General features: G+C 59.1%; 24 protein-coding genes and 1 pseudogene. 14 read left to right on the top strand and 11 right to left on the bottom strand.

Annotation, left to right across the window (positions count from 1 at the left end; all coding sequences use genetic code 11):
- Positions 1-58: 58 nt before the first annotated feature.
- The 4 genes from ABIB00_RS29470 to ABIB00_RS29455 form a co-directional block, all read right to left on the bottom strand.
- Positions 59-700, bottom strand: a complete 642-nt coding sequence (locus ABIB00_RS29470; RefSeq protein WP_354106765.1) for a sigma-70 family RNA polymerase sigma factor — start codon at positions 698-700, stop codon at positions 59-61.
- A complete protein-coding gene (locus ABIB00_RS29465; RefSeq protein ID WP_354106764.1) occupies positions 697-1,062 on the bottom strand; it encodes a response regulator transcription factor in 366 nt (121 codons plus the stop codon). The genes ABIB00_RS29470 and ABIB00_RS29465 overlap by 4 nt, the downstream gene beginning before the upstream one ends.
- 460 nt (positions 1,063-1,522) lie before the next feature.
- Entirely contained in the window at positions 1,523-1,855 is a 333-nt protein-coding gene (locus ABIB00_RS29460) for an HAD family hydrolase (protein WP_354106763.1), read from the bottom strand.
- 4 nt (positions 1,856-1,859) lie between these two features.
- Positions 1,860-2,207, bottom strand: coding sequence for an HAD family hydrolase (locus tag ABIB00_RS29455; protein WP_354106762.1), 348 nt, complete (start codon positions 2,205-2,207; stop codon positions 1,860-1,862).
- Between the two features lie 424 nt (positions 2,208-2,631).
- Here ABIB00_RS29455 and ABIB00_RS29450 point away from each other — a divergent pair, with 424 nt between their 5' ends.
- Positions 2,632-7,773, top strand: coding sequence for a trifunctional serine/threonine-protein kinase/ATP-binding protein/sensor histidine kinase (locus ABIB00_RS29450; RefSeq protein WP_354106761.1), 5,142 nt, complete (start codon positions 2,632-2,634; stop codon positions 7,771-7,773).
- A gap of 45 nt (positions 7,774-7,818) precedes the next feature.
- Here the strand turns inward: ABIB00_RS29450 and ABIB00_RS29445 are convergent, their stop codons facing one another.
- Positions 7,819-8,163 carry a helix-turn-helix domain-containing protein gene (locus ABIB00_RS29445; protein ID WP_354106836.1) on the bottom strand — a complete coding sequence of 115 codons (345 nt, stop codon included), beginning with the start codon at positions 8,161-8,163 and terminating at the stop codon, positions 7,819-7,821.
- Positions 8,097-8,426, bottom strand: coding sequence for a hypothetical protein (locus ABIB00_RS29440; protein ID WP_354106842.1), 330 nt, complete (start codon positions 8,424-8,426; stop codon positions 8,097-8,099). Before ABIB00_RS29440 ends, ABIB00_RS29445 begins: the two co-directional genes overlap by 67 nt.
- A gap of 606 nt (positions 8,427-9,032) precedes the next feature.
- Here ABIB00_RS29440 and ABIB00_RS29435 point away from each other — a divergent pair.
- From ABIB00_RS29435 to ABIB00_RS29415, 5 genes are all read left to right on the top strand, one after another.
- Entirely contained in the window at positions 9,033-9,506 is a 474-nt protein-coding gene (locus tag ABIB00_RS29435) for a sensor histidine kinase (protein WP_354106759.1), read from the top strand.
- Entirely contained in the window at positions 9,457-9,789 is a 333-nt protein-coding gene (locus ABIB00_RS29430; RefSeq protein ID WP_354106758.1) for an ATP-binding protein, read from the top strand. Before ABIB00_RS29435 ends, ABIB00_RS29430 begins: the two co-directional genes overlap by 50 nt.
- A gap of 191 nt (positions 9,790-9,980) precedes the next feature.
- On the top strand, positions 9,981-10,853 hold the full coding sequence (locus ABIB00_RS29425) for a DUF427 domain-containing protein (RefSeq protein WP_354106757.1): 873 nt from the start codon (positions 9,981-9,983) through the stop codon (positions 10,851-10,853).
- Positions 10,854-10,900: 47 nt separating this feature from the next.
- Positions 10,901-12,634 carry an MOSC domain-containing protein gene (locus ABIB00_RS29420; protein WP_354106756.1) on the top strand — a complete coding sequence of 578 codons (1,734 nt, stop codon included), beginning with the start codon at positions 10,901-10,903 and terminating at the stop codon, positions 12,632-12,634.
- Positions 12,635-12,663: 29 nt separating this feature from the next.
- Positions 12,664-13,095 (top strand): VOC family protein, encoded by a 432-nt coding sequence (locus ABIB00_RS29415; RefSeq protein ID WP_354106755.1) that lies wholly within the window; start codon positions 12,664-12,666, stop codon positions 13,093-13,095.
- A 60-nt stretch (positions 13,096-13,155) separates the two neighbouring features.
- On the opposite strand, the gene ABIB00_RS29410 is transcribed toward ABIB00_RS29415, so the two are convergent.
- Positions 13,156-14,301 (bottom strand): patatin-like phospholipase family protein, encoded by a 1,146-nt coding sequence (locus tag ABIB00_RS29410; protein ID WP_354106754.1) that lies wholly within the window; start codon positions 14,299-14,301, stop codon positions 13,156-13,158.
- Positions 14,302-14,546: 245 nt separating this feature from the next.
- Here ABIB00_RS29410 and ABIB00_RS29405 point away from each other — a divergent pair, with 245 nt between their 5' ends.
- Positions 14,547-14,864, top strand: coding sequence for a hypothetical protein (locus tag ABIB00_RS29405; RefSeq protein WP_354106753.1), 318 nt, complete (start codon positions 14,547-14,549; stop codon positions 14,862-14,864).
- A gap of 40 nt (positions 14,865-14,904) precedes the next feature.
- Here ABIB00_RS29405 and ABIB00_RS29400 read toward each other — a convergent pair whose 3' ends face one another.
- On the bottom strand, positions 14,905-15,885 hold the full coding sequence (locus ABIB00_RS29400) for an AraC family transcriptional regulator (RefSeq protein ID WP_354106752.1): 981 nt from the start codon (positions 15,883-15,885) through the stop codon (positions 14,905-14,907).
- Between the two features lie 131 nt (positions 15,886-16,016).
- On the opposite strand from ABIB00_RS29400, the gene ABIB00_RS29395 reads away from it, so the two are divergent.
- From ABIB00_RS29395 to ABIB00_RS29380, 4 genes and pseudogenes are all read left to right on the top strand, one after another.
- On the top strand, positions 16,017-16,553 hold the full coding sequence (locus tag ABIB00_RS29395) for a carboxymuconolactone decarboxylase family protein (protein WP_354106751.1): 537 nt from the start codon (positions 16,017-16,019) through the stop codon (positions 16,551-16,553).
- Positions 16,554-16,597: 44 nt separating this feature from the next.
- Positions 16,598-17,110: a YkgB family protein gene (locus ABIB00_RS29390; RefSeq protein WP_354106750.1), complete on the top strand. Its 513-nt coding sequence runs from the start codon at positions 16,598-16,600 to the stop codon at positions 17,108-17,110.
- 348 nt (positions 17,111-17,458) lie between these two features.
- A pseudogene (locus ABIB00_RS29385) lies at positions 17,459-18,155 on the top strand (SDR family NAD(P)-dependent oxidoreductase).
- 108 nt (positions 18,156-18,263) lie between these two features.
- Complete coding sequence (locus ABIB00_RS29380) at positions 18,264-18,803, top strand: YkgB family protein (protein WP_354106749.1); 540 nt, start codon at positions 18,264-18,266, stop codon at positions 18,801-18,803.
- A gap of 16 nt (positions 18,804-18,819) precedes the next feature.
- On the opposite strand, the gene ABIB00_RS29375 is transcribed toward ABIB00_RS29380, so the two are convergent.
- Together ABIB00_RS29375 and ABIB00_RS29370 are read right to left on the bottom strand one after the other, a co-directional pair.
- Positions 18,820-19,110 (bottom strand): hypothetical protein, encoded by a 291-nt coding sequence (locus tag ABIB00_RS29375; protein WP_354106748.1) that lies wholly within the window; start codon positions 19,108-19,110, stop codon positions 18,820-18,822.
- Between the two features lie 1,393 nt (positions 19,111-20,503).
- Positions 20,504-20,716 carry a hypothetical protein gene (locus ABIB00_RS29370; RefSeq protein ID WP_354051727.1) on the bottom strand — a complete coding sequence of 71 codons (213 nt, stop codon included), beginning with the start codon at positions 20,714-20,716 and terminating at the stop codon, positions 20,504-20,506.
- Positions 20,717-21,811: 1,095 nt separating this feature from the next.
- Here ABIB00_RS29370 and ABIB00_RS29365 point away from each other — a divergent pair.
- From ABIB00_RS29365 to ABIB00_RS29355, 3 genes are all read left to right on the top strand, one after another.
- Positions 21,812-22,030, top strand: a complete 219-nt coding sequence (locus ABIB00_RS29365; protein ID WP_354106747.1) for a hypothetical protein — start codon at positions 21,812-21,814, stop codon at positions 22,028-22,030.
- 449 nt (positions 22,031-22,479) lie between these two features.
- Positions 22,480-22,872, top strand: a complete 393-nt coding sequence (locus ABIB00_RS29360) for a response regulator (RefSeq protein WP_354051730.1) — start codon at positions 22,480-22,482, stop codon at positions 22,870-22,872.
- A 1,330-nt stretch (positions 22,873-24,202) separates the two neighbouring features.
- On the top strand, positions 24,203-25,015 hold the full coding sequence (locus ABIB00_RS29355) for a hypothetical protein (RefSeq protein ID WP_354106746.1): 813 nt from the start codon (positions 24,203-24,205) through the stop codon (positions 25,013-25,015).
- A 980-nt stretch (positions 25,016-25,995) separates the two neighbouring features.
- Here ABIB00_RS29355 and ABIB00_RS29350 read toward each other — a convergent pair.
- A partial coding sequence (locus ABIB00_RS29350) for a hypothetical protein (RefSeq protein WP_354106745.1) occupies positions 25,996-26,500 on the bottom strand: 505 nt, incomplete at its 5' end.

Below are 26,500 nucleotides of genomic sequence, written 5' to 3'. Positions count from 1 at the left end.
AGCAACTTCACTTTCCTCACATACCTTCGTCTTCGGCGGGCTCGTTGTCGCAGCGACTTCAGGAAACCAATGCAACCAATTTCTTCAGCCCGCGATGGATATTGACCTTGACCAGATCCACGGATTGGCCAGTAGCGCCGGATGCTCGCGCGATGCTAAGACCTTTGAGTTTCACGAGACGGATCACGCTCTCTTGCGCGGGCTTCAATCGGCCAAGCAACTGATCCATCGTAACAGCGCTGATCGCAGCATGCTCGTGATCTTCGATTGCAATTTCGTCATCGAGTGTGATGGCCTTGTATCGCGATGCTTCGCGAACGCGGTCGACCCATTTGTAGCGGGCAATGGCCGTCACCCAGGCGCCGAACGGCTTCGAGGGTTCAAATGTGTGACGCTTGGCGTGGATGGCCAGAAGTGCCTCCTGCCTCGCGTCGTCAGCAGCGGGATATGGCAGCCGACGCGCGTAGTAGGCCCGAAGCCACTGGTCCAGCTCTCGAAGCAATTGCTCATATGCGGCTTCATCCCCTGCTCGCCCCGCCAGCATGAGCTGGCTCCAGCGCTGCGAACCGTTTTTCCATCTGCCTACGTAAGGCACCTTCCGCTGAACGATGCTTGACCGAGCTGCACCGTCCCGAGATTCGCCGCTGGACGATTGTGTGGACGTGGCGGTAACAACATCATCGGTCGAGAGCGCTTTCATCTATGAAGGCTCCTGTCGAGGCACTCAAGTAACACGCTGGTTTCGAACGGCTTTCTGAGAAGGCAGAATGCACCGATTGATCTCGCTTCCTCGTCCAGCTGCTTTTGGGGAAGCCCGGTGATTAGAATCACCGGTGCTGCGACTTTCTGCAGCTGGAGTTCACGAATGAGGCTGAACCCGCCCATACCCGGCATATGAACGTCTGCAATGATGCAATCGAAGCTAAACCGGTCGGCATAGCCGAGCAGCGCTTCGGCTCTGTCAAACGGCTCAGAGCGGTAACCGATCGATCGCATCAGATCTACCAAAGACAGGCACAGGGCCTCGTCGTCATCGACGACTCCTACAAAAGGGAGCTTCACCTGATTTACCCTCGCAAGGCGCAATCATCATCGAGACGCGATCGCGACAAGGTCGATCGGTGCGCAAGCCGCCCCCCGATCGACCAGGCTATTGCTGTCGTAGCGTTCGACACTTGTTCGCGAGAGGCGCATGTTCGATGCCCCATGTAAGGGAATTCCAGCAGCTGCGCCGAGACTGGTTGCGTAGCCGAGCCCGGAGCATGCGTTCGGCTGGCGCCCCCCACAATCTCACGATTGTGATGCACAGACCCATACTTTGGTATGGGTTTGCCTGCCGGCCGTCAGCTTTTCCGCCGCGACCTTGCGTTGCTCTTGGCCAATTGCGCCGCTTGGAGGTGCTGTCTACCTTGTCAAGCAGGGCATTGTCCGGACAGCCGGCTTCGTTTCCGCGGCCCAGCCAGAGCAGCGCCCACTCGACGAAATGCGCTGCGTTAGCGCCGGTTAATCCGAGACGAACAAGTCATCTTCGCGCAATGTGACGGGCGATGAGTTGCTCGACAACATCGACGAGATCGCGGCCGATGATTTGCGGCTGAGGACCAACTCCGAGGATATCGTTGCCGGCCCGCCTGATAAACGCAGCTTCCCAACCGGCCGCCACCGCACCCAGGGTATCCCAAGCGTGGCAGGCGACCATGCAGAGTTGAGAGGGCTGGGCTCCAAGTTCATGAGCGACGTGGGCGTAGGTCTGCGGCCACGGCTTGCAGGCCTTGACGCTGTCCACACTGAACGATTTTTCGAAGAATCCCGCGATTCCTGCGCGCTCGAGCTGGAGGGTTTGAATTTCGGCCAAGTTGTTAGTGAGAGTGAAGAGCCGAAAACCAGCACCGCAGTTTCCGCAATGCTCCCGATACTTCCGGATAAGGCGGCATCGTGGTGAATTTTTCCCTGAGCTCCTCGCTATCTGTCGGCGCGAGCCTGATGCCTTGAGCGTCCGCGAGCATCTTGAAGACAGCAGCACCGATATCGGTAAACGGCACATAAGAGCCTGCCGCCGTCAGGGCGAGCGAGTACATCACGAGATCCGCAAACCAAAGTCTCACATCGACCTTACCTCGGAATATCCGGTTGAAGACCGGCTCCACTGTCTGAAGATCGAGAAGCGTTTCGTTGACATCGAAGACGATCAGAGGAAGGTCGGACATGCTGCAAGCTCCAACATCGCTTCAGCCGTGCGCCGCGGGCCGGGTCAGCACGGTCTCAGCACGTCATTCGCGAACGGACACAACCTGGTTACAGGCGAAACCGAAAAACTCAGACACATCCGGAGCTCACGCGAGAGTTACTGAAAGCTGCCGGCAGATTGCAATCTACCTGTAACGCGGATAGCACTATCGGCAAATGCTCAAGGTTTGAAGCTGCTCTTCCGATGCATGACGATCAGCGCATCGCAATGCACACAGTCGCACTCAGTCTTTGGCCAGCCTACTTCGGAAACCAAACGAAGCGGCCGGGCTCTCAAATGATGAGTTCCGTTGTGTCGGAATCCTGCGGAGAGTACGCTGACGAAGGGTCGATTAAAACACGGTGCGCCTTTTCCTCGAAGCGGCCGGTTCCGGAGTCCGGCAGATGCACGCATCTTCGACAACCCCCGCGAACGGAGATGTCGGTCCCGAGATCTTGTGGGATGACGGACAACGTGTTTTTTGCCGCCAATGGCGCCGGGGCGACGATGGCAACGTCACTAGTGTCCTGGTCGTAAGGGCCATCGCGGAACATGCACCGGCTGTAGTCCTCGAGCACCTCGCCAACGAATTCGCATTGCGCAATGAGCTCGACCGAAGCTGGGCCGTACAGCCTGTGGAGTTGATCCGCAATGCCGGTCGAGCTTCGTTGATATTGGAAGACCCCGGCGGCGAACCGCTCGAGGGACTACTCACCGCTCCTTTGAATCTGGATCGCTTTTTGCGATTGGCTGTCGCCATCACCACGGTCGTCGACCATCTCCATCGACGCGGCCTGATTCACAAGGATCTGAAGCCGGTAAATCTCCTGGTGACCGGGGCGGACGAGGTCCGGATCACCGGATTCGGCCTAGCCTCTCGCCTGCCGCGTGAACGACAGCAGTTCGAAGCAGCGGAGACGATTGCGGGCACGCTGGCCTATATGGCGCCCGAACAGACCGGCCGCATGAACCGGTCCGTCGATTCCCGCAGTGATCTGTACTCGCTTGGCGTGACGTTGTACCGAATGCTGACGGGCGCACTGCCGTTCACAGCGGCCAATCCGATGGAATGGGTGCACTGCCACATCGCAAGACGAGCCATTCCGCCCGCCGAGCGGACGAATGGCGTACCTGGTGCTGTGTCGGCTATCATCATGAAGCTTCTCGCCAAGACGGCAGAGGACCGGTACCAGACCGCCGCAGGCCTCAGGAGCGACCTCAAGCGCTGCCTCGCGGAATGGGACGCGCGAGAATGGGTCGACCATTTCGTTCTGGCTCAAACCGATACGCCGGACCGTCTTCTGATTCCCGAGAGATTGTACGGCAGGAACCGCGAGACCAAGGCGCTGCTTGCCTCGTTTGACCGCATCGCTCGCAGTGGTATGCCCGAATTGATCCTGGTGTCTGGCCCGTCCGGCATAGGCAAGTCCGCGCTCGTCGACGAGATGCATAAAGCACTGACCCCGTCGAGAGGGCTTTTCGGATCAGGGAAGTTCGATCAGCACAAGCGCGATGTGCCTTACGCACCGCTCGCGCAGGCCTTTCAGGTGCTTATCCGAGGCCTCCTTGCCAAGAGCGAAGCCGATCTGATGCCTTGGCGCAGCGCGCTAGATGAAGCACTTGGCCGGCTTGCTCTACTTATGGTTGATCTCGTGCCGGAACTACGTCTGATAATTGGGGATCAACCGCCTGTCCCGGACGCTTCACCGCGTGATGCGCAACGGCGTTTCCAACTCCTCGTTATCCGCTTCATTGGTGTCTTCGCCAAGCCAGACCATCCCCTCGTGCTCTTCCTCGACGATCTGCAATGGCTCGACGTAGCAACGCTGGATCTGATCGAATATCTTCTGACCCGATCTGATCAGCGAAATTTACTTCTCATCGCCGCGTATCGCGACAACGATGTCGAAATCAGACATCTGTTGGCACCGCGACTCGCCGAGATTCGCGAATCCGGCAAACGGGTCCAGGAAATCAACCTGACACCCCTCACGCGCGGCGCCGTCGAACAGTTCACGGCTGATGCACTTCATTGCGATCTGCCGTTCGCCTTGCCTTTAGCCCAGCTGATATACGAGAAAACGGACGGAACCCCTCTATTTCTTAGACAGTTTCTGCAAACACTGGCCGACGAGGAACTACTTTTATTCAATCATCACAACGGACAGTGGCGCTGGGATCTCCCTCACATCAATGAAAAGAGCTACGCCGAAAATGTCGCTGATCTTGTGGTCGGCAGGTTGTCCGGCTTGCGCGGCGAGACACGCGACGCCTTGCTGGAGTTGGCGTGCTTGGGCAACAGCGTCGAGCTCGACATTCTCTGCCTCGTGCACGGAACAACGGAGCAGAAGGTTCACGCGGATTTGCGGGAGGCCGCCCACCTTGAGCTGGTCCGGCGCCTCAAGAGCTCCTATGCGTTCGTGCACGATCGCGTGCAGGAGGCCGCCTATGCGCTCGAACCCGAACGGGACAAGCGAACGGCCTTGCACCTTCGAATCGGCATGGCGCTGGCAGCACATCTGACGCAAGACGACACCAACGAGCGCGTCTATATTGTTGCCAACCAGCTCAATCGCGGCGTCGCCGCTTTGAAGAACAGCGACGAACGCGAGAAGATTATTGACGTCAATCTCGCTGCGGGCCAACGCGCGCGAAATGCGGCAGCTTACCACTCCGCAGTAACCTACCTAGAAACTGCCCGCAGACTGCATGAGGAACAACGGCCTCCGAGAAATGGCCAGGACGCCTTTGCGATCGGCCTGCTTTACGCCGAATGCAAATTTCTTCTTGGCGATCTAACTACCGCGGAAGCGGAATTAATAGGCCTGTCGCGAAGTCGTTCGGATGTTCAAGCGAGTGCTGAGGTCGCCAGGCTTCGAGCGCAGCTGTACACCGCCGCGGGCCAGCTCGAACCGGCGGTCGACGTCTGCCTTACATTTTTGCGGAAGACCGCGATTGACTGGCGCCCTCATCCCGGCCGCAGCGAGGTCGACGAAGCTCGAGACCGCCTCCGGCGCGTGGCCGCGAAATTGTCTGATGAACAACTTCGTGCACTACCGCCGATGACCGATCCCGACCATCGTGCGACTATGCGCGTTTTAGCGGACCTTGTCACACCCGCGTTTCTCACTGATCGCAACTTGTCCGACATCATGCTGATGGAGGCCACTCGACTGACACTTGAGCATGGGATCAGCCCGGAATCGTGCTATCCGCTGACCGCCATATTCGGCGCGCTCGCGAGCAATTCAACCGATACGGAACTTGCGCTCCGGCTGTCGCAGTTTGGCGCGGCTCTCGCTGATATGCAGCCGCAGACAGGGCTGAGCGGCCGAGCGCTTCTGGTATTCGGCCTCCATGTAACGCCCTGGATTCGTCCCATCCGATCAGGGCGGTCATTCATTCAGCGTGCCCTTGAACTCTGCTTGACCACTGGAGATCTGGCTTTCGCGGCGTATTCGCATCGGGGGCTATTGGCGATGGATCTATTCAGCGGTGAACCACTTCCAAGCGTTCTATTGCACGTTGAGCAGGCGCTGGCATTTGCGGAAGCCTTGGGCATCAGGCTGAATTCCGAATGCCTCGCGACCCAACGGGCTCTTGCGCTTGGTCTGATGGGACGCGATGCCGGACACTTCGGAAAGTCGGGATCCATTGAGGCTTCCGCCACCGCGGAACCATTGAGTTCGTTCTTCAGCTACGCCGTGCAAGTCCAGCTCGAGGTCCTTTCCGGACATAACGTTAGCGCCGTCGCTATTGCCAGATGCGCCGACAAGCACGCGTGGTGCGCCAGAGCTTACTCTGAGTTCGCCGAGTATCGGTTCTATACCGGGCTTGCCCATGCCTCCGCCTATCACGAGGCACGAGCCGAAGATCAAGGGCAACACCTCATTTGCCTTCGAGAACAATATCGAAAGCTGGTGGCGTGGTCCGATCGCTGCCAGGCCAATTTCGCCGCTCGTTGCGCGTTGATTGCCGCAGAGCTTGCGCGCATCGAAGGCCGCGAGCTTGAGGCAGAACAGCTGTACGAAGAAGCGACACAATTGGCGCACGAAGCCGGGTTCGCGCAGGTCGAAGCGATTTCCGCAGAGCGCGCAGCAGCTTTCTATGAGGCGCGAGGCATTCGCACGGTCGTCCTATCTTACTTGATGAAAGCAAGGAATTGTTACGCGCGCTGGGGCGCGACGGCAAAGGTCAGCCAGCTCGAGGAGCTCCACCCGGGCCTTCGAGAGACAGGACCTGTGCTCAACGCCGCTGGTACGATCGGTTCACCTGTCGAGCATCTGGACCTCGCGACGGTTCTCAAAGTGTCGGAGGCCGTTTCAGGAGAGATCGTACTGGAGAAGCTAACGGAGACCTTGCTGCGTTCGGCCATCGAACACGCCGGTGCGGAACGTGCCGTGCTGATTTTGCCGGAAGGCTCGGAGTTGAGAGTCCGGGCGCGAGCATTGATTGGGGACGGCTCGGTTGCTCTTGATTTGGCCAATTCACCCATCTCTGCCGCCGAAGTGCCGCTATCGATCATACTCTACACGGCCCGCACGCAAGAAAGCGTCGTGCTTGACGACGCATCGACGAGCAGCACGTTCGGTGGCGACGAATACATCCGCCAGGCGTGTATCCGATCGGCCTTGTGTGTACCACTCATCAAGCAAGGCAGGGCGGTCGCTTTTCTGTATCTCGAGAATAACCTTGCCACGCGCGTCTTTACCCCCGCTCGGATCGCGATCCTCAGGTTTCTCGCGTCCGAGGCTGCGACTTCGCTCGATAACGCCCGTCTGTACCGGGAGTTGCAGGAGCGGGAGCGGCGTTACCGCGAAGCTCAGATGGAGTTGGCCCATGCCAACCGTGTCGCGGTGATGGGTCAGCTGACAGCGTCGATTGCTCACGAGGTCAACCAGCCAAACACCGCGGTCATCTCCAGCGCTCAGGCTGCATTGACTTGGCTAGACCACCGCCCGCCCGCGCTGCAGCATGCGCGCAAGGCGCTGACGCGCGTTGTCGAGAACAGTATCCGATCAAGCGAGGTCATCGGGCGCATTCGTGATCTCGTGAAGAAGGCACCGCCCAAGCGGGACTCTCTGGTTATCAACAACGTGATCGCTCAAGTCATCGAGCTCACCCAAGTCGAAGCGGCCAGGAACGGCGTCTCGATCCGGACGGCGTTTGCTGACCGTTTGCCAAAAGTCCCCGGAGATCGCGTCGAATTGCAACAGGTGACGCTCAACTTGATCTTGAACGCCATTGAAGCCATGAGCGAGACAGCGGAGGGCAAGCGAGAGCTGCTGATCCGAACTGCGAGGACAGATGCCGAGAGTATAGTCGTATCGATTGCGGATTCAGGGCCAGGATTGTCTCCAGAGGGCCTGGCACGGCTCTTCGAACCCTTCTACACTACCAAGCCGGGTGGTTTGGGCGTTGGGCTGTCGATATGTCGTTCGATCATCATCTCGCAGGGTGGTCGACTATGGGCGGCCGCCAATGAGCCGCGCGGAGCCGTCTTTCAGTTCACCGTTCCGATCGACGACGGGCCGAGCGTCGGCTAGAACGCTCAGGAAGTGCTTGATGATCGCTCGTCCACCGTGCGGGGACTACGCGTCCGAATACTTGGCGCGCCGCCACTCGCCGGGTGTCATCCCAACCTTTCGCAAAAACACGCGGGTCAGATGACTTTGATCCGCAAAGCCGCACTCGAATGCGACCTCGCTGATCGATTGCTTTCCCCGTAACAGACACTTGGCACGTGCTATCCGCTGCTCGAGAAGCCACTGGTGTGGCGACGTTCCCAGCGTTCGCCTGAAAGCGCGCGAGAACTGCCCTGCGGAAAGTCCGCAAGCGCCAGCCAATTCTGCGACCGAGCGGTCTGCGCTTACGTCGTCAAGAAGAAGCTCTTCGATCCGAGCCACGTCGTGACCGGAAAGTTTCGATCCCGCCATCGATTCAGTACGGTGCAATCCACAATAGGCAACAAGCAAGCGTGTGCGCAGCGCAGAGAATACGTGGTCGACGATAGCATCGGGATTTCCGCCGGCCGGCTTAATGCTGGTAGTACGGCGCGGGCAAGCGACGTCGCGATTTCGTCCCTGTACTCTCGTTCGACGTCGTAGGGGAAACCCGAGAAGGTCGAACCGAGTTCGCGTGCGGTCTCGTCAAAGGCGAGATCGGGGACGAAAAAATTTAATGCCTCGAACGGCGCCATATTGTCGCCCTCCCAATGATGGCGCATGTCGAATAGGAGATAGCTCCTGCCTTAATCGCTGGTCGCATGGCGTGATGACCATCTTTCCAGACGTCTTGCGCTTCGGGATGGTCCGTAAGATATACGGTCACCATGTACATATTTTCGCGGAGGTGCATTGAAGTCATTTCCGAGCCTTCTCGGCGTCTCAGAGTATGAACCGCGTTGTTAAGGCCGGCTTTGGCGAATTTTGCACCAGCGACCTCTCGAACGAGGCATATGCCGTCTTTGGGATCGGATAAGAAATCTGACGGCTTCTCTCCCGCCATCCCGCTCTGACTTCTCATCGCTCTGCTCCATTTTCTGGATAATGATTGGTCGCTAGATCTTGGCTCCTGCTTCGTCAGCAGATGCTCTCGACGACCATTGGGAGTGAGGTCGGTCGTCGTCGTCCCCGATCACATTCATCCAAAACGATCGTCAGGTCTATTCAAAGACTGTGACGTGGCTCTTCGTAAGATATCCGCGGAATGCGAACGGGTCGCTGGCATCGGCCTCATGTTGCGCTGCGATGATGGATGCGACGATGTTGGAGATCACCTCGATGCTGAGCTTGGGAGCGTCGCGATGGATGTGTTTGAAGTCAGGACGGCGGGGAATTTCCTTCGTGGAACGGAGCAGGAAAGCGATCGCCAACTGCGGTTAACCCAACTCGGGGAACTCGCTGGAACAATCATGCACGAGGTCAATCAGCCGCTTGGAGCGATCATTTCAAGCGCCGACGCCGCCTTGCGCTGGCTTGACCGCGAGATACCTAACGTCGCCTCTGCTACGAGATCCATACAGCGCATCCGCACCATAGCAGGTCGGTCCGGGCGGACGATCGCGGACCTGCAGTTGTTGTCCGCGAATATTCTGATCGACCCCATGGAACAGTCGTTGAACTCCATCGTCGAGGAGGCACTTCAGATATTCGAAGCCGCAACTCATTCTCGCAGAGGTAGCAACGCAGATATGCCTGGATTCGGCTCCGCCGGTCGCCAAGGCGAACATGGATCTGCTGCTTCAGGTGATGCTAAACATTATTCGGAACGCGATTGACAGCTTGCTTCAGGTGTCGGACCGCCAAAGGACGTTGAGCCTCCGAACATTTAGCTCATCAGGGTCTGTGGTTGTCGAGTTAGAGGACAACGGTGTCAGCCTTCCCCAGGATCCGGCGGCAGACCTGTTCGATCCCCTCTACACCACGAAAAAGGGCGGCATGGGCCTTGGTCTCGCACTATGCCGGCGCGTCATGATTGCTCACGGAGGATCAATCCAAGCGAGACCGAATCCCGTTTACGGTGCGACAATTGTCGTGAGTCTGCCGCGAGCGGAACCTTAGCTATCGCCACGCATCCGTCGCGCCGATATTCCAAAGTCGCTGGTCGGCGTCAGAAAAAGGTCGTCACAAAATATGCGATCACCTGTAACTCCAGCCGGACGACGCACGAAATATACGCGACCGAATACTTCGGGCGAAACCACAAAGGCCGGGACGGATCCGACACCGTCTAGCGCAACGAGGAGGGAAATGTGGGATTATCGTGGCAACAAGGTCCGATTTCAACCGGAGCGGTTGGCCGCTTCCTTGTCCCCGAGCCGCTGCCCAAACGGCTTTTGTACATTGAGCCGCTGCGTCGTCGCATGCGCGTGCGCTTGGGCGGAAGCTGGATCGCGGATAGCGAGCGGTGCCTCCTGCTCTTCGAAACAGGTCGCTACCCTGTAGCGTATTTTTCCGAGGCCGATGTGTCGCCAAAGGTCCTGCAGCGCACCGAACAAGTCACTCAACACGCTGACTTCGGTCCCACGTCCTGGTATAGCGTTCAAGTAGACGAGCAACACATCGCTGAGCGTGGGGCATGGCAGCACACCGACCTGCCTGCCTATGCAAGCGACTTGCATGGTCTTATCGCCTTCGCCTGGCGGGCGATGGATGCGTTCTATGAGGAGGATGAACGCATCGTCGGTCATGCCGCCGACCCCTATCACCGCATCGACATCCGCCAGACCTCTCGTAACCTCGTGGTCAATCATGAGGGCCGGGTCATCGCCGATACAAAGCGGCCGCTGGTCCTTTACGAGTCTGGCTTTGCACCCCGCTGGTACGTTCCACGTGCCGATGTCGATGAGCCCGCCCTCACCGCCGTGAAACTCCAGACCTTCTGCCCGTACAAGGGCCTCTGCAGCTATTATTCCATCGGAGGCGCCCGTCAGGCGGCATGGTGCTATCCCGAGGCTTACCCAGAAGTCCGCCGCATCTCCAATTTTGTATCGTTCGAACCAGACATCGTGACGGTCCATCTCGATGGCAAGCAGATGCATCTCGAGCCGGGCCAGTCGGTCGTTCCGCACGGGCCCGATCGAAATCTCGACGTCGCTGAGATAGTCCGCGAACCTGGTGCTTGAAAAGGCGGTCTACGGCAAGGACACTCTCAGCCGAGTCGGAGCTGCATATGGCGTGCCTCATATCGGTGAACGTCGGACTTCCACGCGAGATTGCGTGGAGGGGCCGCACGATACACACGGGAATTTGGAAAACTCCGGTGCGCGGTCGCTGTCGCGTTGGCCGGCTAAATCTAGAGGGAGATGGGCAAGGCGATCTCGGTGGGCACGGTGGTGAGCAGAGAGCATGCTTCCTCTACCAGATCGAGTCATATCGCTACTGGCAGACGCGGTTGAACCGCACAGATTTCGTCCACGGACAGTTCGGCGAAAATTTTACCATCGAAGGGCTGCCCGACGATGCCGTTTGCATAGGCGATCGTTTTCGGATCGGCAGCGCTGTGTTCGAGGTTACTCAACCTCGCGTGACCTGCTACCGCGTCGGCATCCGGACCGACGAGCCGAAGATGCCGGCCCTGCTGACGTCCAGCGGACGGCCGGGATTTTACTTTCGGGTCCTGAACGAAGGCGAGGTTGGCGCCGGCGACGAGATGACCGTCGCCGAGATCAACGCGCTGCTCTACTCCTCCGATCACCCGCGTGATCGGCTGGAGCGCGCTTTGCGGATCAGGGCACTCTCGCCGGGATGGCGCTCGTCGTTTGAAGCATTGCTTCAGAGCCAAGCGACAGGCGCGGGAGGGAGCGGCAATGCAGGTCTTGCTCCGGCAACCGCTGCTCATCCGGCCGCGCCGGGATTTCTTCCGCACGTGGTTGCGGCGATCGATCGGGAGACCGTGGACATCGTCTCTTTTTCCCTGCAGCATCCGGATCGCGAGCCATTGCCTCTGCCTCTGCCCGGCCAGTACGCTGTCCTGCGCCTTCCGCGCGCCGATGGTCCGCCGCTCGTTCGCAGCTACTCGCTCTCCGGCCCTCAATCGACCGAGAGCTATCGGATCAGTGTGAAGATCGAGCCGAATGGAGCCGCTGGAGACTATTTGAAGAACCTCGTCCAGACAGGCGATGTCCTCGAAGTCAGTTCTCCGCGCGGAGGCTTCATCCTGCAATCCCGAGAGCGGCCGGTGGTGTTGCTCAGCGCGGGCGTCGGGGCAACGCCCGTTCTGGCCATGTTGCACGCCCTGGCCGCGACCCACTCGACACGACAAGTCTTCTGGGTACATGCTGCACGCGACGGGCGACATCATCCATTCGCCGGTGAAGTCCGCCGCCTCATGCTTGCCCTTCCCCGGGGTCGCAGCTTTGTCTGCTACAGCAGACCGGCTCCGCGCGACAGGCTCGGCGAAGATTTCGATGCTCCTGGTCGCCTATCGCGACGGGTCTTCGAGGACATCGGTATCCCGCGCGAGGCGGATGTCTACCTCTGTGGGCCGGCCCGTTTCATGGCGGACATGGACCAGGCACTCGCAACGTTCGGCATGAGGCCGGACCTGATTCGTATGGAAGTCTTCAATGGCGGCGCGTCATCAATGCCCGGCGTCGTCGGTGCGGCCATACGAGCACCCCATCCGCCCAGGGACGCCGCCGGTAGCGGCCCGTTCGTATCCTTCGCGCGAAGCGGCATTGAGGTCCATTGGACGCCGTCAGCTTACGCGAACCTTTTGGAGCTCGCCGAGGCATGTGATGTTCCGGTCCGCTGGTCGTGCCGGACTGGCGTCTGCCACAACTGCGAAACCGGCCTGATTTCCGGCGCGGTGGTCTATGAGCCGCTGCCGCTCGACAAGCCGGCCGACGGCAATCTCCTGATCTGCTGCTCGCGGCCGGTTCGCGACGTCATCATCGATTTGTAGATCGCAAGGCTGCAATAGACGGTGCCATCATGAAGTTCTCGGTCGAGGTGATTACGATTCCCGTGAGCGACGTCGATCGCGCACTGCAATTCTATGTCGATAAGGTCGGCTTCGCGCTCGACGTCGACTATTCACCGAGCGGAGCATTCCGCGTCGTGCAGCTCACACCCTCGGGCTCGAGCTGCTCGATCCAGATCGGCAAGGGAATCACCGAGGCACTCGCCGGCTCGCTTCGCAACGCTTATCTCGTCGTCACGGATCTTGAGGCGACGCGCCGCCACCTGTTGGAACGTGGCGTTCAGGTCAGCGATATCAGGCACAAGACGCCGACCGGCGCGTGGAACGGCAGCTTCGCGCCGGGACTCGATCCTACTCGCGGGGACTACGCCAGCTTCGCCGACTTTTCGGACCCGGACGGCAACGGCTGGGTGCTCCAGGAACGGGGCTACCGCACTGCTTGAAGCGTGCGCCTCCAGACATCGTCATGCCGTACGGCGCAATTGCTCCGGCGCAGGAGACACTCACTCGGTGACAAGCTCGCTGAACTTATCGGTCTCATGGAGGATCACGCCGGCCAGCGGATCGAACTGGCCGACCCACGGCTCGCGCGCGAGCACGGACCTGGTGTGAGCATAGCCCGCGTCCCAGCGCTGCCTGATGCCTGCTGGGCTGAAATCAACGTCCTTGGTGTGATCCTCGCGATCGAGTTGTGGAGTCATCAGTTGCACCACGTGCATCCGGGTCTGGCAGCCGTAGCTCATCAATTCCCAGACCTCTGGCCTGTCGCGCTCAGCATCCGGCAATCGTGCGGCAAGCTCGTTGATGACGTGGCGCAGCCGGTGAGACTGTTGATGGCGCACGATCTGGCTGGCGATCCGACTTGAAAATTGCACATCCTTGTGGCGATTGAGGACCTCCGCCATCGTGTTCGGTTCGTCGCCTGCGGGATTCCAGAGGTGAACGGAGAATATGATCGAGTCCCTCCGCGGATTGTCGTCGAACACCACTTCTGTCGGCGTGTTGGAGAGGATGCCACCATCCCAGTAAAGCTCACCATCGATGCGCACCGCGGGGAATGCCGGCGGCAGCGCGCCGGACGCCATGATGTGCCTGACGCCCAGCCTGCACTGGTGGCTGTCGAAATAGGTCATCCGACTGGTGCGCACATGCGCGGCCCCAACGGTGAGACGCGGACTGCCCTTATTGATCAAATCGAAATCGACGAGCTCGGAGAGGGTTTTTTCGAGCGGCGCGGTCGAGTAATAGCCGGCGCGATCCGCTCCGAGCGGGAAATTCTCGGTGATATGGGCGAGCGGATTGGGCGTGAAAAAGCCTGAGATTCCCTGCACCAATGTCGTCCAGTAGGACCATCTGTCGCCCACTCCCGGCAAGACATGATGCAGGTCCCAGTGGGGCGCGCGCTGCATCCTGGTCCAGAATTCGGTCAGTTTCGACAGCCGGTCCTGCGGTGCATTTCCTGCAATCAGGCTCGCATTGATGGCACCGATCGAGGTGCCGACGATCCAATCCGGCTCGATGCCCCCGTCCTGCAGTGCTTGGTAGACGCCGGCCTGGTACGCCCCCAACGCGCCGCCGCCCTGCAGCACGAGGACGACCTGGCCGGGAAGGTTGGCTCTGTCGAACGGCCGGCCCTGTGAGCTGGCCAATGCCTTGCGTCCTATTGGTTGTGCCATCTGCGATAACCCTGATCTGCCTGCTACGCGGGCCACACCTTCAATCAATCCACCAATGAGGCCGTGTCAACACCGCGCAGCGCGGACCACCCCCATCCATCGCTGTGAGACGAACGAGCATGTCTTCGAGATCGCGCGGCATTCAGCCTTTCGCGTCTATGACTATCGTGGTCCCAACGGAGCCGCTCATCCCGAGCCTCCACCAAGAGAGTGCCACCATGACCCAGATTTCGACCCGCAAACGCTCGATCCGCTCCGCATTTGCAGGAGTCTTCCTGGCGGCCTTGCTGTCGCCCGCATATGCGTCCGATCGAAGCACCCCTATCGACGCCCTCCGCGATCCGCCGGCGCGTGCAGCCGAACGTTTCGCTTCGGCCGAGCTGACGCCGCATCGGCCCTGGCTCGCGCCGATCGGCCACCATCAGCCGAGGCGCGCCGACGCACCTCAATCGGACTCTCTGTCTGCGTTGGAGCGTGAGCAGCAACAGCGAGATCTTATGCGGGACCGCAAGCTGATCATCTGCCGCGGATGTTGAAGTGGCTCGGCCATCGCAAGCGCACCTGCCCAGGCGTTTTTCAATGTCCGGCATCACCCTTGCTCTTCTCCAGCCCCAGTTCGTCAACCGTCGCTGATGTCTGCGCTGCCTTTCGCCATTGCGCGGGGGTGATGCCCATGTGGCTCTTGAAGGCCCGCTGGAACGCTGCCTCGGATAGATATCCGACCGCTTCCGCCACCGCTCCGGTCGAGATCGACGATTTCCGCAGTTCGTTCGTCGCCAGCGTCATGCGGATGTCAGTCAGCAGATCACTCGGGGAACGCCCAAGCTTCTCCTGAAACTGACGGGCGAGTGTTGCGCGCGACATGTTGGCGAGTTGCGCGAACTCAGGCAGCGTCCACGCGCGCGCTGGCTCGTTGAACATGGCCGCGACCACCGGCGCCAGTCGGGGATGACCTGCGAGCGTAAGCAGCCCCGGTGGCGTATCGCCGGTCTCGCTGGCAAGGCGCAACACGAGCGCGAACATCGCGGTCGACAGCGCGTTCAACATCGCGCGGCCTCCCAATTGATCGTCTGTCGTCTCGCCGCGCATCAAGGCAACCAGGCCCGCGAGTTGCCCCGCAGTATCCCGCTGTCCAGCCTTTGCGCCGGCCCTCACGACCAGGATCGGGGGCAGATAATTGCGCAGCAGCCGGTGGGGTGGGGCGATCGAGAAGTGTCCGCACAACAGATCGAGCCGCTGGTCCGAGCCGGGATTTTCGCTGATCGTGAAATTGAGCGACGCACGATTGCGCACCGTCAACGGCGCAGCGCCGCTGCCGTCATGCATGATGTGCCGCGGGTTGCCCGGGAGCAGCACGATGTCGCCGGCCTTGAGTTGCAGCGGCCGGCCACCCGCCGGATTGTCCAGCATCGCCGAGCCTGCCAATACGGCATGGTACGGGATTTCATTGGCCTCTCCCGGTCCCTGGTCGATCCGCCAAGGCGTGCCGTAGGAGCAGCGCAGGTCCAAACGACCGTGCACCGGCATCATCTCGAAAAGACGGCTTAGCCAATCCATCGTCCCCCGCCCTCGCAACGTCCCCTTGTGAGACGAATGAGCATATATCTAGGTCATCTTGGCATTCAATATCTCACATCGGGACCATACTGTGGCTCTGCAATCTTCACCACCCGCCAAGGAGTGCCACCATGTCTCGTCTTTCCATCCCGAACCTCGAAGCTGACACCGGTCCGTCCGGCCAACTCTACGCCCAGATCAAGAAGGCCATCGGCAGCGTGCCGAACACCTTTGCGGCCATTGCCGCCCATGGCCCTGCTGCGCTCAAGGCCGTGCTCGCGGCCGATACCGTGCTGGCGTCCGGCAGCTTGGCCAAGTCCGACAAGGAAATCATCAAGCTCGTTATCAGCGAGGCCGCCGGCTGTGACTATTGTGTCGCCGCCCATAGCCGTCTCGGAAAGCTCGTCGGCGTAACGCAGGAAGTGCTGAAGCAGGTCCGCGACGGCCAACCCACCGGCGATACCCGGCGCGATGCGTTGATCACGTTCGTTCGCAAGCTCGCGCGCACCAGCGGCACCGTCAGCGATCAGGATTACGTCGCGATCAAGGCCGCCGGCTATACCGACGCTCAGCTCGTCGAGATCAGCCTTGCTTTTGCAACCACTGTTTTCACCAACGTCTTCAACCGCATCAACGATACCGAGATCGACTTTCCAGCGGTCGCGTAACGCGACTGCGGCGCATCGGTCATCTCGACTCAAGGATCAGCATCATGACTACGCTTGCCAACACCAAAATTGCTCAAAGCCCTCTCCTCCGCACCTTGCAGGGATCCGGTCTGCTCGAGGTAGATATCGACTATCACATCGTTCGCGCCTCGATGGTGATCATGTTCTTTTTCTTCGGTTACCAGAAGTGGTTTCCGTACGAATTTGAGAGGCTGGTCCCGTTCATCAGCAACGGGCCACTGATCTGGTGGCTCTATCCCGTGTTCGGCCATGCGGGCGCCAGCTATTTCCTGGGCATCTCGGAATGGACCTTTGGTTCGCTGCTGCTCGCAGGTTTCTGGAACAAGCGACTTGGCGTTCTCGGGGCGCTCGGTTCAACCGCCACGTTTGTCGCAACTGTCACTATCATTCCCTTCATGCCGGAGGGCTGGGATACTGCGGCAGGAGGCTTTCCAGCGATGACCGGCAACGTGCCGTTCCTGATGAAGGACGTCGTTTTGCTCGCAGTCTCCTTCTATCTATTGAGACAAGATCTGGTTCGCTTGGCACGTCGATAGCAGACACGCTGACTGTGATCCGGCACCGGCGAGCATCCTGGCTCGCCGGTGTCGCACGAAGACCGTGTCGAGAAAGCCGCGTCTACGGATGCCCTGCGGAGGGCCAGTGTTCGAGAAACCATACTTCAGTATGCGTTACTGCATCATAATCGCCAGGTTGTGAGCTGCCGTTACAGAGGGCACCCTGCAACAGGCACTGCATTCGACGAGACCCTCGGCAATCCGAGTCGGATCGAGAGGCCTCTCACGTTCCGCCGAAATGCCACTCGGAAGCGCCATGGTCTCGCGTTGGGGCACGCCGTCTAAGTATTTGTCGCTGAAGGACAGCACAACCAGACGAGGCGTACTATGAACACGGATCAGAAGGTTGTTGTCATCACCGGGGCTTCGGGGGGCCTGGGCGAGGCAATCGTCGACGGATATCGAAGCCGCGATTATCACGTTGTCGCGACTTCTCGTTCGATTGCACCGTCCTGCGATCCTGGTTGTCTCGTAATTCGCGGCGACATCGCTGATCCGGAAACCGGAAGGCGCGTCATCGAGTCTGCCCTCGAGCGGTTCGGACGTGTCGACACGCTGATCAATACCGCCGGCATCTTCATTCCCGGGGCCGTTCGAGAAATACACCGAACAAAACTACAGAGACGTTCTCGCGACCAATCTGCACGGCTTCTTCTTTATCACCCAGCACGCCATCAAGGCGATGCTACAGCAGAAACGCGGTCACGTCGTCCAGATCACCACGACCCTAGTCGAATACGCCAACTCGAACGTCCCTGCCGTTCTGGCGTCGATAACCAAGGGTGGTCTTGCCGCTGCGACGCGGGGTCTCGCAATCGAATACGCCTCCCGCGGCATTCGGGTAAATGCGGTGGCTCCCGCCATGATCAAGACGCATCTTCACGCTCCCGAGACATACGAAGCCGTGGCATCGCTGCACCCTCTCAAGCGTATGGGTGAACCGGAGGATATTGCCCAGGCGATCCTCAACTTTGTAACTGGGGAAACCATTCACGTTGATGGTGGCCAGATCGCAGGTCATTGACTGAGAGACGCCGCCGCAACTGGCGACGGCATTCCCCTCCCCGACCTATCCCTTGCTCAGCCACCATGCGATGTCCCCGTCCCCTTCGCCAACAGGAGAAAGCACACTATGAACTTCATTATCGATACGCTCGGCCGTTCGGTCCTGCTGCGGCGCGACCTTGATTATCACCTGCTCCGTGCCTCGATGGTGATCATCTTTGCGTGGTTCGGGTATGACAAATGGTTTGAATCCGAGATCAAAGGGCTTGTGCCATTGATTACCCACGGCCCGTTTATCTTCTGGACGATTCCGGTCTTGGGTATCGGCGGCACTAGCGTTCTTCTGGGAGCTTCGGAATGGACCTTTGGTTCGCTACTGCTCCTGGGATTCTGGAATAAGAAACTGGGTGTACTTGGCGCCCTCGGTTCCTGCTGCACATTCATTGCAACCGTTACGATCTTGCCATTTGCTCCTGACGCCTGGGATCTCGGCGCCGGAGGATTCCCCGCCATGGGAATGGTCGCGGCCTTCCTCTTGAAGGATCTCGTCTTGCTGACCGTCTCTGTCTATCTGCTGAAGCAGGATGTCGAACGGGTGATCGCGGCGCGCGACAAACCGACATTGTGCCGAGAGCGTAGTGTGTTGTCCGCTTCCGCTACGAACTAACACGCTCACATCAAAATCACTCCCAACGCTGTGACGGCGGATGACAAAATACGCATCGACCGATTTCGGACACCGATGAGAAAAGGACAATCGCATGATTTCCGCAGCCTCGAGGTGCCTCGACCGCGCCGGGCCCAATCGTTGCGCGCCGTCGGAGTGCGCGCACCGCATGCTTGCGATGCCAAGCCGTCGTCGCGCACAGCTCGTCGAGGATCCGCCCCTTCTCCGCCCGTTTGGCCGACCGGTAACGCTCCGTCACCGCCGACAACACCTCGCGCCGCGCGCCCATGCTGATCTTTCCCGCCATAGAGGCCACCGAAGCAATTTGGTGGCGCCGCTGCAGTCATCGGCGAGAAGTTGTCCAGTAACATTCTTGATGAGGCAATGCGGGGTCAAAGTTCGGCGCTTATTTACCTGCACCAAGCTCAGTGTGTCGCGAGCGAGAACAGCAATTCGCCGAAGACGCCGGCTCTTGAAGGGCCGAACTGGACGCGGGCAACGAGCGGCGCCCTGCCCGGCGCTGCTTCGGCCGTATTTTGGGGAGGTTTGACCATGGAGCTCGTTCGGGCGCGCAGAGAACCGAACCAGTCTCTACATGAATGTGTCAGAACGCGAACCGCGTACGCATCGCCACGGCATCGAATTTCGAGCCAACATCGGCGATCGAGACCGGCGATGCCTGCTGTGAGAGGTTGCCATGCAGGTAATCGAGCATGAAACGTAGCAACGCAACGCCGCCCGCGCTAAGTACGCCTCCCAAAACCCTCCGCCGAGTCAGCTTGAATGCCGTGGGAGGGCCATCGCGGTACTGACTAAGCATACGCCTAAACCTCGCGGCCAAGCGCCATCGCCGTGATAGCGATCCTCCCGTGTGCTCCTGCATCGATCCATACAACATTCGCACGAAGTCCTCATGTCAAGGTATGACTGATGATCACGAAGCCCCCGTTGGCGCGATCGCCAGCCATTGATGAGACCGCGGCGCAAGCTTCCCCAGTCCATAGCGGGGCTTCACGATCATCTGAGACGCAGCCTACGATGGCGTTCCGCCTCAAACCGGTAATAACGGCGCTCGTACTGGCGCCTACTTTGATCGCAGCCTTTACTTAGGTTTCGTTGTAGGAGGTTGCGCCCGCTGAACGCTTTCCTCTGCCGCCGCCTGCGAGGTTCTGCTTGTGGGTGCCTCAAACACTGCAATACGTTGATCAAGCTGCCATAGCTCGATGTCGTTGGCATCAACTAGCTGCTGAGCACGGTCGCGTGCTTCCTGCTCGTCGGCACACTGCAATTTAGCCACGCTTATAACGTGGCGTTTCTGATCCAAAAGATATGCTCGGTAGTGCGTCATCCCCGCGCCCCCCAGCTCTAGGACAACAGCGTACTCCATTGATGCAAACGGAAACTACGGAAAATTTTAGCTCGAAGTTCACGCTTAATGTCTGTCCCTTTCAAAAAGTTGGTTCGATGCAGGCGCCGGGGCCGCATTTGGTCTCAGGCTTCGCAAGGACAACGCCAAACGAGGTGGGCCGGCTGATCCGCCCAAGCTAATGCCCCGGTCATTCTGACGACCGACGAGGAAACGCGATGGCTGGATGGCGCACCATGGGATGAGGCCAAAGAATTACAACGGCCGTGTGCTCATGATCCTAGTGCGTGGGGGCAAAGAAGATCGACGGCAGATAGAAACGCGAACAGATCGGCTATCCCGTCGTTGCGCCATCCAACCGCGCCAGCCCTGCCTCGATCACGTCGATATCTTCCTCGATCTGCTGGATCGTTGTCCGGCAATCAAAACCGGTAAGCGCCTTCAAGTCCACGGCGAGCTTCCGGCGCTGCATGCGCAAATCGTCAAGAGCCCTCCTGTCATTTAAGCTGACGTAGCCGTCCACAATGAGCTCGATTGCGTTTGGCATTCCCCGATCCAACTCCTACCACCCACCGCAAGGCTTAGCTCGCGACACTCTTCGAAACGGCATCTCTTCGCAAATCGTCTGCAGCAGTCGTCAAATGGGACCCCACGATCAGCCCGATCCGCCGCAACGTCAGAAGCGCAAGAGGGTCGCACAGTTCGATGGAGAGCCCGGCTCCCAATACTGCGATAGCGCGCCGTTCATCGTTATCGAGATCAGACCATGAGATGTCTTTCATTAGGCGCCTCGCTCAAAACAACGTTCAAAAACACAGATGCTAGCAATAGCCGCAGCATAGCTTTGGCGGCGCGGTATACCGACCGTAAGTTGGGATCAATTAGCTGAGCTGTACTGCTCGGCGCCACACTAGCCGGGAAGTCCATACTCCGGGCATTCCCTCCTGAAAGAGACCACCAATCCTTGGTCTTGCCCGCGTTCAAACCACTTCAGCAATTCCATGGCCGCAAACCGCGACTCATCTGCAATGGTGAGATGGTGACAACAACCGGTGACAAATTCCTTAATTGGGGCACCAACGGGCCGCGCGAGCAACGGGATGAAGTTTGGACGTGCGATAACGCTGACGACAGACGATGCACACGATTTCTGGGTGCGTGCGCCCACCCTCGCCCGGCGGTGACCTGCTGGTGCGGGGCGAGCCGCACCTGATCCAGCAATCCGTGCGACTAGCGCTCCTCTCGCCCATCATTGAGTTGGTCATCAAGTTCGAGGTCGCGCATGCTGGCGAGCTACGCCTGCTTGAGACTGGCCCTTTGCCTTATCGAGGCAGCAGCGCCGCCGAATGGCGGGCCGGGGTTGGTGATACGGATAGACCAGACACAAACTGCCGGTCGGTTCATTGGCGCAGCGACCTACAATGTTCCAAGTGCGGAACGAATGCCCGCCGGCAGCGCACCGCGCGTGAACGAATGCGCGATCCGAAGCCCAAACGAAAGTTTCTCGCAGCAAGCGCGCCATCGACCGATTGGTCGGCGATCGGAAAAACCTAAAAATACTTCTGGATTATAATCATGATGACTCTGACGCAAAAACAGAAATTAAGGTGGGAAAAAGTAGAAGAAGGACGGGAGGAAGGGAATGAAAGCTGTACGCCGCTTGCGCGCGATGGCCTCGTTGTGCCGACAGAGCGCCGCATATCATCCTGACAAAAGCTGGAAGCTGCTCGCCGAGGCGGAGTACTGGGGCCACCTAGCCGATGGGGAGCTTCTTGAGCACTACAAAGAATGCACGGGCGGCTCAATACAAGATCGCTGCGTAAAGAAGCATGCATCCGAGATCCAGCAACCCAACCTGTGAGCCCAAAGAGCCTTTCAGAATGTGAGTGTGCTGCTCGTTGGCGAGTTGAGGCAAGCGCTCCGCCGTCACGCTGATTGCGGGCGTGTCGCGCTGGACGGTACGGCTTATTAGTGTCGGCGAATTCCGGTCTAGTCGCGTCGGCTTCACCGGATCAGGCGACTTCCGGTCTACGCCGGTGAAGGGACATTCTCAGGACAGGCGGGCAAGTCTCAACGCCAGCAGGCGACATTCAACCGAAAGAGGCCGCGCCAACAGCGAGTCCTACGTCTCGTCCTCCATCCAAGTGTGCTCGCCGGAGGCGCATTTGAACATACGGACTATTTTGTCATTTTGAGATGTAGAGACACCGCAGCTTGGTTCCTCCACAAAGGACACGAGGGCCGTCTAGCGGAACTGGGAACCACCGATTCACGTTTGTTCCAGAACGAGGATTGACGTCAAGAGGCGAGATGATGACATGCCACGTAGCACGTTCAATCGAGGGCTGCCGCGTTCTGATCATTGAGGATGAATACTTCCTGGCAGATGACTTGGCGAAGGCGCTTCGGTTAGTTGGCTGCAAGGTGATCGGCCCGGTCGCCGAACTTAGGGATGCAATGTCAATCCAGACGGATTCCTTTGACCTTGCCCTGATCGATATAAACCTGCGCGAATGTTTAGCCTACCCGATTGCTGACGAATTGATTCGTCTGGGGAAGCCCTTCATCTTTGTAACCGGCTACGGTGCTGATGCTATGCCCCACCGCTTCAAGGACGTGCGGCGGTTTGAGAAACCCTGTGACTTTAGGACGATCTCGGCTGAGATTAGCATGCTGTGTGGCCGTGTGCTTAGCTCGTCGTGACGAGTCCGCTGACTCAGCTCTGGGTGAAAATGCGAAGAAGTCAACCTGAGCAAGTCCGCCGTGCCTCAATAAGCGGATCTCAACGGGGTGCGCCGTCACTTCGCTGATGGGCCCAAGGCGAAGAACTCAGAGCCAGCGATACTGGTCCGATATTGCGTAGGCGGAGCAGTCCACATTCCTTTGATGTAGCGCGAACCTGCTCGCAGCGAAGGGCCCTTCGCGGTTGATAGCGCAAGCAAAAAAATGGCCTCGAATGTCGGGGCCATTTTCGTTAATCGTCGTAGTCCCAATGATGCTGACGCCTAATAACTACCGTGCGGTCTCGATTATGATTGTACCAGCCGTGGTGCCATCCGCGATCAAAGCCACCGTCATATCCGTAGTCCCTGTCGCGATAATATCCGTGGTCGCCACCGATCCGGAAACCGAACTCCTGAGCACCGGCGAGCGTCGGTGCTGCCACGCTGAGTGCCGTCACAGCGGCGAGAACATAACAATGCTTCCTCATTGTGCATCTCCCTTGCTGGTTACGATACCAACCAGTGGGGAATGTCGCCGTTCCGGGAACAGCCGCGAAACTTTATTGAACAGGCGTTCACCATCATTGCAATGTGGAAGCAACGTCCCAGATGATCTTGTCGATCTCAACACCGTCCAGCTGCGTTTGATCCGCAATACGATGGATAGCACCACCACGATAATCATCGTCAGGCATCAACAAATCTCGGACTGCTCTTGATAAAGCAATTCGGCGTGCTACTACGCACCCGGTAGCCACAAGCCATACCCAAACCAAAACGGCCCCGGCGCGTGAAGCACTCCGGGGCCGTTCAAGATCATCAGGCTCGGGTACAACCGCCGTGTCTTCTGATCATTGATGTCGCCGATTACGCCACTTGATTTTGGGCAAGATGTGGCGACCGCGCGGCATCGAGCTGCTCACATTCTGCGCGAAAGCGCTCGGCCTCCACCTCGGCCTTGCGCCACTCAGCGCGCCGCCGGTGCTCAGCCGGCTGCGCAACCCCGACCAGGCTCCGCGATCACACGTCACCCCGCGCCGAATGGCGGACAGCGCTTGCGAAGGGTCAAGGTTCCTTCCCTGGTTGTCCGGCCATCAACATAGTTTCGCCTCCTCGTCTGCGTTAAAAGCTCCCGTATAGTTCTGGGGTGAGCTGGCAAAAAAAACGACGTGACGTGCAGTTCCATGCTCATCCCTGGGAAAGCTTCGCAGGCTCAAAAACCATCTGCATCCCGTTGAATGTTAGCTCGCCGTAGCGCAGATGCGCGGATCGCTCTCAGGTGGGGTGCCATTGCATTGATGGAGCACCAAATGGATTCCACGCTGGACGACAAGCTCGCGGAAGAGCAGATCACGAAAAGCTTGGAGGAGCAGTTTTCTAACCGGGTCAACTTGGCGCACGAAGAGGAAGTCGGTCCTTTGGCCCCGCCGACCAGGAGGAAGACGTCTCGCGCCCCGCCGGCAACGATTCATCGCTCGGCGGGTCGGCGCTACGTGGCTTTCGTCGGTTCTCTGTTGGCAGCATCCATTGGTGTCGCTGCCTGGCGGTGGTCATCCTCCGCTGATACGGCGAAGATGGCCCCCTCAAACCCGGCACCCCTGACACAGGCCGCGCCGGACGCCGCCGCGCCGAAAGACGTTGCGCCGACTGCTGTTGCCCTGTCTTCCGAGTTTGCGCGACAGCTCCAACCGATGGCACACGATTTCGCTGCCTTGAGGCAAACGGTCGAACAGCTCGAGGTGAGACAAGAACAATTGGTCCGCGACAATGAAAATCTCGTGAGCCAAATCAAGGCGAGCCGGGAAGAAATGGCACGCAGCAATAGTACCATCGACCAGATCAAGGCGACCCAGATGCAGATGGCGCGCGACGGTCAGACGCTTACGGAGCGGCTCAACGCAAGCCAGGAACAACTCGCCCACATCATCGCCAATGCCTCAGAGCCAACTGTGATGCCTGAAGAGCCAAAGGTGATGCCCGAAATACCACTGCCGCGTCGGCGGCAGTCGGCCAATGTCGCCCAGACGCAAAAGCCGACGCCGAGCCCGGCGCGGCCGCAAGCCAAAAAACCACAACCGTCATTGGCATGGCCATGGTCAGTGCACTCGAAGGCCACAGAATGATTCGAGGCACCCGGGCGAGACGTAATTGTCAATCAACGCCTTTCCCGGTTTCAATCGGCTTGGCTCTTTCGAAGGCAGCTATAGGGACCTCGGCGAGAGGTTCAATCAGCGCAGTGATAAGGTTTGGCATTGTGTGCAGAGCGGAGATCACCAGACCTTGCTCGATAACTCGGAGTTGCTAATCCGCGCCAGATCTTGCCCGATAATTCGGACTCACTGTCTTTCGCGGTAAACCAACCTGGAGTCCCTCTTTCCGCTTCTTCTGCATCTCGGCGAACAGGCCGAATGGCAGCCGCTCAGGTGTTGAGCCGGCGGGTGCGGTGAACGGCTGTAACCGCTTAGCCGGAACCCTTGCTTAGGGATCGGTATAGCTGTGCGAAAGAAGCCGCCGGCTTGGACGGAGGTTTGGGATGGGATTGGACAGCAAAAAGGACGTCCATTTGGACGGCTCAACGACGGGGGCGTCGTGAAGGGCCTCGCGTCCAACCTGCTTCGGTCCTCCCACTCGCGTACGAAGGGCCAGCTGCGAACTGCTTGGCCTGGCGGGCATGAGCGGCCTTCGCCCTCTCCACCAACGAAGGGGCGCGACGAAGCTCCGCGCTATCAGCCGATGTGCCACCAGCTTCGCGGTGTCGCCTACCACTCCCTCGTTCAAGCCGTCGCTCACCATCTGGTCTGACCTTTAATGCCCGCATCCAGTGGGCGTTGTCTGAGCTTGTTCAGGAATATAGCAGCCGGGTGATGTCGCGGGAGAGCGCCGAGAGGTCCCGAGGCGACGGCTACTCCTTCGGCTTGTAGGTCCCGTCCAGCCATCGAGCAGCTCCTCTACGACCCTGGATACCTTGATCTTATCGTGGGTCGCCTTGATGGCGTCGCGAGCGCCTCGAGGGGATGCTCGAATGCTGTGGTGAACGCCGACTTGGCCGACACGGATGATCTTGCTGTTCTGAAGGCAGCACGGCCCATTCGATCAGTAATTGCTACGCAATCAAATCGTGAGCCGCATGGAGATTGGCGTGCCCTGAGTGATCGTGGTGCGCATCTGAAATATCAATCCCGTCAGCATCCTGGACCGGCTCCGGCCCCTCGCGTGCAACAGCATGCTGACCATCTCCATAGGTTTTTCCATTTCCGTGGCTCAGTTGCTGTAGGTCATACATGTCTGAAAACGTATTGTCGGCGCCATTTTTAAAATGAAAGGAATCGCCAAGTTCGGTGCCAACCGCTGATTTGGCCTGATCTGCGCTGCCGGAAGAAGGCCCGCTCTTTCCTGCAGTCGCAATCTTCAACGCCGAATGTGCGTCGTTGGCAGAATTTACGGACGCCGTTGGTATATCCCGCTGCAGCTTGGCAGTATCTAAATCACCTACCTGTGGATGCTGTGCGTGTTGCTTGCCGGCCCCGGAGCCATCTTCGAAAGCCTGCAAATCGCCGTGCGCCTGTCCGCGATTCGAATCTTCTCCCGCGGTCTCATGCTGGGCGTGC

The organism is Bradyrhizobium sp. LB14.3 (genome assembly GCF_040547985.1).
In the GTDB taxonomy this organism is placed as follows: domain Bacteria; phylum Pseudomonadota; class Alphaproteobacteria; order Rhizobiales; family Xanthobacteraceae; genus Bradyrhizobium.
The sequence above is the reverse complement of the archived record's forward strand: the minus strand, read 5'-3'. Positions and strand labels throughout refer to the sequence as shown.